At 36.6% G+C, this 10,943-nt stretch carries 8 protein-coding genes and 2 rRNA genes; 8 read left to right on the forward strand and 2 right to left on the reverse strand.

Annotated elements, in window-relative coordinates:
- Positions 1-131: 131 nt before the first annotated feature.
- From fdnG to A9G07_RS11715, 8 genes are all read left to right on the forward strand, one after another.
- A complete protein-coding gene (fdnG, locus tag A9G07_RS11680; RefSeq protein ID WP_081303433.1) occupies positions 132-3,200 on the forward strand; it encodes a formate dehydrogenase-N subunit alpha in 3,069 nt (1,022 codons plus the stop codon).
- A gap of 15 nt (positions 3,201-3,215) precedes the next feature.
- Entirely contained in the window at positions 3,216-4,190 is a 975-nt protein-coding gene (gene fdxH, locus A9G07_RS11685) for a formate dehydrogenase subunit beta (RefSeq protein WP_081303434.1), read from the forward strand.
- Entirely contained in the window at positions 4,183-4,881 is a 699-nt protein-coding gene (locus A9G07_RS11690; RefSeq protein WP_065561760.1) for a formate dehydrogenase subunit gamma, read from the forward strand. Before fdxH ends, A9G07_RS11690 begins: the two co-directional genes overlap by 8 nt.
- A gap of 88 nt (positions 4,882-4,969) precedes the next feature.
- Positions 4,970-5,863 (forward strand): formate dehydrogenase accessory protein FdhE, encoded by an 894-nt coding sequence (gene fdhE, locus A9G07_RS11695; RefSeq protein ID WP_065735257.1) that lies wholly within the window; start codon positions 4,970-4,972, stop codon positions 5,861-5,863.
- Positions 5,864-5,948: 85 nt separating this feature from the next.
- The gene (locus tag A9G07_RS11700; RefSeq protein WP_065735258.1) at positions 5,949-6,914 is read left to right on the forward strand and encodes an ABC transporter substrate-binding protein; all 966 of its coding nucleotides are present in this window, start codon (positions 5,949-5,951) and stop codon (positions 6,912-6,914) included.
- Positions 6,915-7,165: 251 nt separating this feature from the next.
- A complete protein-coding gene (locus A9G07_RS11705) occupies positions 7,166-8,143 on the forward strand; it encodes an ABC transporter substrate-binding protein (protein ID WP_065561757.1) in 978 nt (325 codons plus the stop codon).
- Positions 8,144-8,209: 66 nt separating this feature from the next.
- Positions 8,210-9,154: an ABC transporter permease gene (locus A9G07_RS11710; protein WP_065561756.1), complete on the forward strand. Its 945-nt coding sequence runs from the start codon at positions 8,210-8,212 to the stop codon at positions 9,152-9,154.
- A gap of 2 nt (positions 9,155-9,156) precedes the next feature.
- On the forward strand, positions 9,157-9,951 hold the full coding sequence (locus A9G07_RS11715) for an ABC transporter ATP-binding protein (protein ID WP_065561755.1): 795 nt from the start codon (positions 9,157-9,159) through the stop codon (positions 9,949-9,951).
- A 542-nt stretch (positions 9,952-10,493) separates the two neighbouring features.
- On the opposite strand, the gene rrf is transcribed toward A9G07_RS11715, so the two are convergent.
- Together rrf and A9G07_RS11725 are read right to left on the reverse strand one after the other, a co-directional pair.
- A 5S ribosomal RNA gene (rrf, locus tag A9G07_RS11720) occupies positions 10,494-10,609 on the reverse strand.
- A 151-nt stretch (positions 10,610-10,760) separates the two neighbouring features.
- A 23S ribosomal RNA gene (locus A9G07_RS11725) occupies positions 10,761-10,943 on the reverse strand; the annotation flags it as partial.

Consider the following 10,943-nt stretch of genomic DNA (forward strand, 5'->3'; position numbering starts at 1 on the left):
ATGTCAAACTTTTGTGAAAGTATACCTTTATTTCCATTCAATTAAATATTATCATTACAATTAGTAAGGATGTTTATAACATCGAAAAAATTAGATAATAAAATGTAATGTCAGCTTTTTAAGGAGTTCATATGCTATTTAACCGTAGACAGTTCTTTAAGATCTGTGCTGGTGGCATGGCAGGAACAACTGTCGCTACTTTAGGATTAATGCCGAATGTAGCGCTTGCACAAACTCGCCAATATAAATTGTTAAAATCAAAAGAAACGCGAAATAATTGTACTTACTGTTCTGTTGGATGTGGAATGCTCCTTTATAGCCGAGGAGATGGCGCTAAGAATGCCGAATCGTCTATTTTTCATATCGAAGGCGATCCTGACCATCCTGTTAGTCGTGGTTCACTTTGTCCGAAAGGTGCTGGCGTACTCGACTATATTAAAAGCGAACAACGAGTTAAATACCCTGAGTATCGTGCGCCAGGTTCTGACAAATGGCAACGAATCAGCTGGGATGAAGCAATTGACCGCATAGCTCGCTTAATGAAAGCTGACCGTGATAAAAATTTTCAAGAAAAAAATGAGCAAGGAACGACGGTTAACCGCTGGACAACTACTGGCTGGCTAGTGACTTCAGCTGCGAGTAATGAAACAGGTTGGTTAGCATTTAAAGTTGCCCGTTCTTTAGGAATGCTAAGCCTTGAAACTCAAGCTAGAGTTTGCCATGGGCCCTCAGTATCTAGTTTAGGTGCTACCTTTGGTCGAGGCGCCATGACCAATAACTGGAACGATATTAAAAATGCTAATGTGGTTATTGTTATGGGCGGTAACGCAGCTGAAGCCCATCCAGTTGGTTTTAAATGGGCAATTGAAGCCAAAATTACTAACGGTGCAGAACTCATAGCGATTGATCCACGCTTTCATCGAACCGCTTCGGTAGCTGATCATTATGTACCTATTCGTGCAGGTTCAGATATCGCTTTTCTACTTGGTATCATTAATTACCTTATCACTAATAACGAAGTCAACTTTGAATATCTTATAACACACTCTAATGCTAGCTTAATTGTGCGTGACGATTTCAACTTTGATAATAATAGTGGATTGTTCAGTGGTTACGATGCTGTAAACCGTCAATACGATCAAACCAGTTGGGCATATCAAAAAGATGAAAATGGTTTTGCATTAAGAGATAAAACATTAAGTCATCCGCGCTGTGTTTGGAATTTACTAAAACAACATGTTAGTCGCTATACGCCAGAAATTGTAAATAAAATAACGGGTAGTCCTGTAGATGGCTTTTTACATGTTTGTCGTTCACTCGCCAGTACTAAAACCAATGATCGTGCAGCAACTTTCCTATATGCATTAGGTTGGACTCAACATACTTATGGTACACAAATCATCCGCACTGCAGCAATGATTCAACTGATTCTTGGTAATATTGGTGTCATGGGTGGTGGTATAAATGCTTTGCGTGGTCACTCAAATATTCAAGGATTAACTGATGTAGGTTTACTGTCTAATCGATTACCTGCTTATCTTGATCTACCAAAAGATTCTCAAACATCGCTTGAACAATACTTAGCAGAAAAAACACCAAAACCTCTTGGTCCAAATGAGGTTAATTTTTGGGGTAATTACCCAAAATTCTTTATTAGTTTTATGAAAGCAATGTATGGTGATAAGGCAACTGGGGATAATAATTGGGGATTTGATTGGTTACCAAAATGGGATAAAACCTATGATATTTTACGTTTTAGTAAAATGATGCGTGATGGGAAAGCTAATGGTTTTATTTGCCAAGGGTTTAACCCACTGGCTGCCTTACCTGATAAAAATAGTATTCGTGAGGGATTATCCAAACTCAAATTCTTGGTAAATATCGATCCATTGCCAACTGAAACAGCCGAGTTTTGGAAAAATCATGGTGAATCAAATGATGTTGATCCAAGTAAAATACAAACAGAAGTCTTTAGACTTCCGGCCAACTGTTTTGCTGAGGAAAATGGGACAATTGTTAACTCATCACGTTTATTACAATGGCATTGGGCAGCTGCTAGACCACCTTATGAATCACTTTACGATCCAGAGATTATTGCGCGAATCTATTTAAGAATTAAAGAGCTTTATGAAGAAGAAGGCGGTGCTTATCACGAACCAATTAATAATTTAACTTGGGATTATCAAGATCCTGAAGGTCCGGCAGCCGAAGAGTTAGCAAAAGAGTGTAATGGTCGAGCATTGGCTGACATAACGGACACTAATGGCAATATCATCCTTAAAAAAGGCCAACTATTAAGTGGTTTTTCTCAATTAAAAGCCGACGGAACGACCTCATCTGGAATTTGGATATTTTGTGGTTCTTGGACTGAACAAGGTAACCAAATGGCTCGCCGAGATCCTAGTGACCCATCAGGTAAGGGTATTCATGCTGGCTGGGCTTGGGCTTGGCCGATGAATCGACGTGTACTCTATAATCGTGCTTCTACTGATGAAAATGGAAAACCATGGGATCCAAATCGGATGTTAATCAAATGGAACGGAACAAGTTGGGTCGGCAATGACGTACCAGATTTTACTGCCACGTTATCACCTGATTCTGGAGCGGGAGCCTTCATCATGAACAATGATGGATTAGGTGGGCTGTTCTGTTTGAATCGTTTAGTTGATGGACCATTTCCTGAACATTATGAACCATTTGAAACACCAATTTCAAATAACCCAATGCACCCTAAACAAATAAATAGTCCAGTAGCTCGAGCATTTAAAGAAGATTTAGCTCGCTTAGGTAAAGCAGATGAATTTCCTTATGTTGGTACAACATACAGTATTACTGAGCACTTCCACTTTTGGACGCAACATGCAAGATTAGCTTCAATAACACAACCAGAACAATTCATTGAGCTTAGTGAAAATCTTGCGAATAAAAAAGGCATAAAATTGGGCGATACAGTGAAAGTAACGTCATATCGAGGTTATATCAAAGCCAAAGCAGTTGTGACAAAACGTTTACCTACTTTGACAGTTGATGGTAAAGAGATCGAAACCATAGGAATTCCAATTGTTTGGGGATTCACAGGTCAAACTAAAAAAGGCTTTTTGGTTAATGAATTAACACCGCATTTAGGTGATGCTAATTCACAAACCCCAGAATACAAGTCCTTCTTAGTCAACATCGAAAAAGTTACCACAGCGGCATAAGAAGGAGGATAAATTATGTCATTACAAACTCAAGATATTATTCGCCGCTCAGCAACTAATGCCCTAACACCTGCACCTAGGGCAAGAGATTATCAGCAGGAAGTAGCTAAATTAATTGACGTGACCACCTGTATCGGTTGTAAAGCTTGTCAGGTAGCTTGTAGCGAATGGAATGATCTGCGAGCAGAAGTAGGAAATACCGTCGGCGTTTATGATAATCCAGCCGACTTAGAACCAAAAGCATGGACCGTAATGCGTTATTCAGAAGTTGAAATCAATGGCAAATTCGAATGGCTTATACGTAAAGATGGTTGTATGCATTGTGCAGATCCTGGTTGCTTAAAAGCGTGCCCATCTGAAGGAGCAATCATTCAATATGCTAATGGGATTGTCGATTTCCAATCAGAACACTGTATTGGATGTGGTTATTGCGTCGCAGGATGTCCATTTAATATTCCACGTGTTAGCAAAGAAGATAACCACTCTTATAAATGCACATTATGTGTTGATCGAGTTGCTGTTGGTCAAGAACCTGCTTGCGTAAAAACCTGCCCTACTGGAGCAATTCATTTTGGCACCAAACAAGATATGATTCGCCATGCCGAACACCGAATTGTTGATTTAAAAAAACGTGGATTTGAAAACGCAGGACTCTACAATCCAGAAGGTGTCGGCGGTACTCATGTTATGTATGTACTACATCATGCTGATCAACCTGAACTTTACCATGGATTACCTAAAGATCCTCAAATTAGCGAAATTGTTAAATTCTGGAAAGGCGCATGGAAACCACTATCAGCTGCTGCTTTTGTTGCTACTTTTGGCGGATTACTCTTCCACTACATGGGGGTAGGTGCAGTTGAAGTCGATGACGAAGATATTGAACACGAAAAAGAAGCGGACAAACAAGCAAGAAAACGTTTAGGATTACCTATTTTAGGTCGAAAAAATAGTCCTAATTCAACACAATCGGAGGCTCGTCATGAATAAGAAAGGAATGATATTAAGAACACCACTTATTGTACGCTTCTGTCATTGGTGTATGGTCTGTTTGTTTATATTAACTGCGTTATCAGGTTTATCTTTATTTTTTCCATCAATCAAGTTATTTGGATTATTTCTTGGCACACCACAATTGGTGAGAGCTTTACACCCTATAATTGGTTGTGTGGTATTCATTTTATTAATGTTCATGTTTATCAAATTAGCTCATCACAATATTCCAAATAAAAATGACCTTTTATGGATTAAAAACTTTAAAAACGTGATTATGGGAAAAGAAGAAGGTATCCCAATTGGTAAATATAATGTTGGCCAAAAGTTTTTATTCTGGTGCATTATGAGCTTAATCTTTGTGCTATTCGTTACGGGCTTGATAATGTGGCGCCGATATGTATCTGATTATTTTCCTATTCAAATAGTCCGAATCGCAATATTTTTCCACTCTTTTGCTGCTATTTGTCTTATTTTACTGGCTATTGGTCATGCTTATATGGCAATTTGGGTTAAAGGGTCTATAAAAGGAATGATAACTGGATATGTATCACGAGCGTGGGCATTTAAAAACCACTCCTCATGGTACGAAGAAGAAATGAAAAAAGTCTATCAGCAAGAACTTAAAGACAATCAAAAGAACGATATTGAGCCATCATCTCAAACAGAACAAAAACCTGCTTTATAAGAATAATTAATCTCCGCTGATATAAATCAGCGGAATTCTTAGCCTATTAGATTAATGATGGAAAAAATAACAAAATTGGTAATCAAGAATGAGTATAAAAATCATCCCACGAGAGCAGCTTGAACAACAAAACACCGTAATTAGACAGATTCCCTTACTCTTTTATCCATCACCGAAAACACTTTATATTCATCGCGCCGAGCGTTTAAAAACGCTAGCACGAAACAATTCTTTAAGTGATTATTTAAATTTCTGCGCTAAGATTGTCGAGCAACAGGCTATTTTAATCAAAAAACCTATTGATATCTCTCCATCACTTAATAATGATTTTCCGCCATTAAGTTTGGAAAACTTACCATTAAATGATATTTGGCAAGATTATTTATTAACATTATTAAATTCATTTTCAAATACAACCTATCAAATTCAATCTGTTATTGAACAATTAAAACAAAACGATTCCAATCAACTTCAAGAGAAAGCACTCAACTTACTCAATGGTAAATTTACTTTGGTTGACGGTAATGAATCCATATTTATTTGGTCAGCTTTATCAGTCTATTATTGCCAACTAGCTAGTCAAATTAAAGGCAAAGCCGTCGCTGAAAATACCAATGAAAGCTGGCTATGCCCAGTGTGTAATAGTATGCCAGCTGCGAGTATTATTCAGCTTGGTGCAAATAATGGATTAAGATACCTTCATTGTAGCTTATGTGAAAGCGAATGGTATGTACCACGAGTGAAATGTACTTGTTGTGATAATATGCAAGATATTCAATACTTCTCTTTGGATAAAGAATTAGCTGCAATAAAAACCGAGTGCTGTGATGCTTGCCATAGCTATTTGAAAATCTTAGACCAAGATAAAGATCCTCATATCGAAATCATTGCTGATGATATTGCCTCATTAATATTGGATATCAAGACTGAAGAAGAAGGATTTGCAAAAAGTGGGTTAAATCCTTTTGTCTTTGCCCAATAAGAAATTACAAAAGTTAAAAATATTACTTAACATTTTGTAATATTAAGATTAGAATCATATCACTGTACTAGTTTACGAGTTCTTTATGATGAAACGCGCTATAATTTTAATATTGATGTTAGTAATTACGCCATTTTTCTGTTTGGCTAATGCGGTAAAAAATGTTGCGATAACAGCAATTGTTGAACACCCTTCATTAGACCAAATCCGTGATGGAGTAAAAGATGAGTTAACAGCAAATGGATTTAAGTTAAACGATAATTTAAATGTCCAATATCGAAGTGCCCAAGGTAGTAGTGCAACAGCCGCACAAATTGCCAGACAGTTCGTTGCAGCTAAACCAGACGTCATCGTTGCAATTGCAACACCAAGTGCTCAAGCAACAGTTGCCGCAACTAAACAAATACCCGTTGTTTTTGCAGGAATTACTGATCCAATTGCAGCAAAATTAATTAAAGATTGGAATCCCTCTCATAACAATGTCACTGGCGTTTCAGACTATCAAGAAATAGGTCCTCAAATTGAATTTATGAAAAAAGTTGTGCCTAATGTAAAATCTGTTGGTTATATTTATAGTCCTAGCGAAATTAATTCCACTGTAGTGTTAAAAAATCTTCAAAATGAACTTAGCCAACAAAATATTTCATTGGTGGCGGTGCCTGCCCAACGTACAGCGGATATTTCAACAGCAGCCAATACATTGAAAGGAAAAGTTGATCTGATCTACACCACAACAGATAACAACGTTGTTTCAGCTTATGAATCATTAGTTAAATTTGCCAATGAAAATAAAATCCCACTGTTAGCATCGTTTCCTGATGCCATTGAGCGAGGAGCTGTTGCTGCTTATGGAATGAGCTATTACGATGTAGGTTGTCAATCAGGTAAGCTGGTGGTAAGAGTTTTAAATGGAGAAGATCCTGGCAATATTAAACCCGAAATCGGACAAACATTACGCCTTGTAGTCAATACTGATGCAGCCAAAAAACAAGGAATCTCTTTACCTCCTGACGTTATCGAGTCTGCCTATAAAGTTATTGGTCAAAAATAAAATCATATATCTAAATAAAATCAATTCTTTGTCCATTTTAATGGGCAAAGAATGTTCAAAAACCCCGTTCCTCACCGCAAAATTTTTTAAAGTATTATTGATAAGCCTATTTTATTCATAATTCCCTGCAATAAAGTGTATTAAAATATTTACACATATACTTTTCATTAAATCTAGAAAATTATCTGTTTTTGCTTTATAGTAAACGTATATTTAGGTTGGTTGTAAAATAAATATTACAGGAGCACCACATGCGGAATTTAATCATCAAGCTTTTTATGTTACTTAGTTTGTCTGTAGTAACATTTTTTTCATTAGCAGATAATAAATCTGAGCAAAAATATGTCGCGATAACAGCAATTGTAGAACATCCTGCATTAGATAATGTTCGCAAAGGTGTTGAAGATGAATTAAAAGATAATGGCTATATTGTTGGTCAAAATTTAAAATTACAGTTTGCTAGTGCTCAAGGTAGTAGCGCTAATGCTGCCCAAATAGCAAAACAATTTGTTGCTAATAAGCCCAATGTTATCGTTGGTATTGCAACACCTAGCACCCAAGCTTTAGTGGCAACAACCAAAACGATTCCTATTGTATTCACTGCTGTCACTGATCCCGTTGCTGCTAAATTAACACCTAGTTGGGAAGCTTCTAAAACCAATGTAACTGGTGTATCAGATGCATTATCTTTAGAATCACAAATCGATATGATGTTAAAAATTAAACCTGATGCAAAAAATATTGGTTATGTTTATAGCCCAAGTGAAGTAAATTCCACAATTGTGCTTAAAGAATTACAAGTTGCACTTGGAAAACGCGGCATGAAAATTATTGCTGCACCAGCACAACGAACATCTGATATTTCAACCGCCGCAATAAGTTTAAAAGGAAAAGTTGATCTGATCTACACAACAACCGATAATAACGTCGTTTCAGCTTATGAAGCATTAGCGAAGGTTGCCAATGAAAACAAAATTCCTCTTCTTGCATCAGATCCTGATTCAGCTGAACGAGGTGCAATTGCTGCTTTGGGAATGAGTTATTATGACCTTGGTCGCCAAGCAGGTAAAATTGTTATTCGAATTCTTAATGGTGAAAAACCAGGTGATATTCCACCACAAGTTGGTAACATCACACAATTAACTATTAATAAAAAGGCTGCTGAACGCCAAGGTGTCACTCTATCTGAAGAGGTTTTAAAATCAGCAGCAAAAATTGTTGAAAAATAATTTATTAAACCGTTTTAATAACTAAACCGCCTACTTTGGCGGTTACTTTTTTTAGTGGATATTTTCATGTCATTTGAATTTTTATTAGGCTCAGTTGGAATAGGACTTATTTACGCATTAGTTAGCTTAGGCGTGTTTATATCGTTTCGACTACTTGACTTCCCCGATCTAACCGCTGATGCGAGTTTTCCACTTGGCGGGGCAGTATGTGGTTTGTGTATGTATGTCGGTATTGATCCATGGATTGCAACTTTTCTAGGTATGTTTGCAGGTTGTATTGCCGGTGCAATGACTGGACTGTTATATGTTAAACTTAACATATTACAATTACTATCAAGTATTATCGTGATGATAGGCCTTTATTCAATTAATCTAAGAATTTTAGGATTAGGACCATATCTCATGGATGAAACACCAAGAATGGCTGGTTCGCCTAATCTATCTTTACTCGATGCAAAAACTATTTTCTCTCCATTTATCAATGAAGATTATAGTAATCAATATTTAGTGCAACCACTAATGGTTTTAGCTTTTGTTGTTGTATTTTGGTTGCTACTTAACCTATTTTTAAATACCCAAATCGGATTGGCTTTAAGAGCGACTGGTACTAACCAACGAATGGCTAAATCCCAAGGAATTCCAACAGGTGGTATCACTATTTTAGGTATGGCAATTTCAAACGGATTAATCGCACTTGGTGGTTCATTATTTGTTCAAACTCAAGGCGGTGCTGACATTACTATTGGGGTGGGGACTATTGTTATCGGCCTTGCATCAATCATTATAGGTGAAAGTATTTTCCCAACAAAACGTATTTGGGCGGTTATGATTGCTGTTATTTTCGGCGCTATCTTATACCGTTTATTTATTGCCTTTGCACTTAGCAATGAATTTTTACAAGAGATTGGTGTCGGTACAGAGGATTTAAATCTTATCACGGCAATATTGGTTGTTTTAGCTTTAGTCTTACCAAAACAACTGAAAAAATACTCAAAAAGAAGAGGGAAGTAAGCATGATCAATGTTGGGCAATTGCAATTGACGTTTAATCAAGGAACACCAATTGAAAATCATGTATTACGAGGTTTAAATCTCAATATCAGTGAAGGTGAGTTTGTTACTATAATCGGTAGTAATGGCGCAGGAAAGAGTTCTTTACTTAATGTGATTAGTGGTGATTTGATTGCTGATTCGGGACATGTGATTATTAATAATAAAGATGTGACTCGTTGGCCTGCTTGGAAAAGAGCCGGTATGGTTGCACGAGTATTCCAAGATCCTATGGTAGGGACATGTGAAAATCTTACTATCGAAGAAAACTTAGCGATTGCTTATAACCGAGGTAATAGTTTCACTTTACTACCAGCATTAAATCGCAAGCTGAGGGCCTTATTTAAAGAAAAACTAGCAACACTCAATTTAGGCCTTGAGAATCGCTTATCAGATATGATGGGATTATTATCAGGAGGACAAAGACAAGCAGTAAGTCTATTAATGTCGACATTACAACCATCTAAGATTTTATTACTTGATGAACACACTGCTGCACTTGATCCCAAAACAGCACAATTCGTTTTGGATCTCACTAATGAAATTGTTTTAAAAAATAAGTTAACCACAATGATGGTTACCCATTCAATGAAACAAGCTTTAGAATACGGCACAAGAACAGTCATGCTTCATCAAGGGCAAGTGGTGCTTGATGTTTCAGGGGAAAAGCGAGATAAATTAACCGTCAATGATTTATTAGAGATGTTCGAAAAAACTCGCGGTGAAAAAGTAACAGATGATGCCCTACTTTTAGGCTAATAATAAAAATTTAAAGCAATATTTATTTAATGAATATTGCTTTTTTCAATCTATTGTTCATTTATTCAATCTCCATTAACACAAAATCTAACAAGCTTTTATCACTCACTATTAATGGTTATTGATTTTGTGAGCATTCTCATCTCAAAATCCATATTTTATCTACTAAATTAACTTTGGTTTCATTTAAGCGTTATTCATCCAATCATGAAGTCATTAAACCCTTTAATTATTAATTTAATAATTTTGTTAATTTGGATGTATTTAGTATTTTAGAAAAGATTACCTTTTCCCCAAATTATCTTGTTACTAAAGATAATATGAAAGAAATTATGATGTTTTTAAGTTATAGGCAAGTAGCATTTAACGCATTAATTATTTAAAGGAAGTGTTTTGTTCTATTCTTTGATTTTCGTCGATTATTAAGCTGCTTAAAATATCAGAGAGATATAGGAATTTATTTGCTCAATAGTATTAAAAATACTGATCCCTTGATGCAAAAAAGCCCAGCATTGCTGCTGGGCTTTCGCTCTAATTTAAAAGTCTGGCGGCACCCTACTCTCACATGGGTAATACCCACACTACCATCGGCACTACGGCGTTTCACTTCTGAGTTCGGCATGGGGTCAGGTGGGACCACCGCGCTATTACCGCCAGACATATTCTGTCTTCTCTTTTTCAACTGATGATGATTATCACATATCTTCACCAATCGCTCAATCCGGAACAAACTGTTTTATTAATCTTTCACCATCTTTCGATGATTTCTTACTCTCAACTTCGCGTAACCCAAAACAACTCCGAGTTGTAAGGTTAAGACTCTCGGTTCATTAGTATCAGTTAGCTCAATGTATCACTACACTTACACACCTGACCTATCTACGTCTTAGTCTCAAACGGACCTTACTGAATCTCTTCAGGGAAAACTCATCTCGAGGCTAGTTTCGTGCTTAGATGCTTTCAGCACTTATCTATTCCGCACGTAGCTACCG

The organism is Gilliamella sp. wkB72 (genome assembly GCF_001693745.1).
Lineage (GTDB): Bacteria > Pseudomonadota > Gammaproteobacteria > Enterobacterales > Orbaceae > Gilliamella > Gilliamella apicola_E.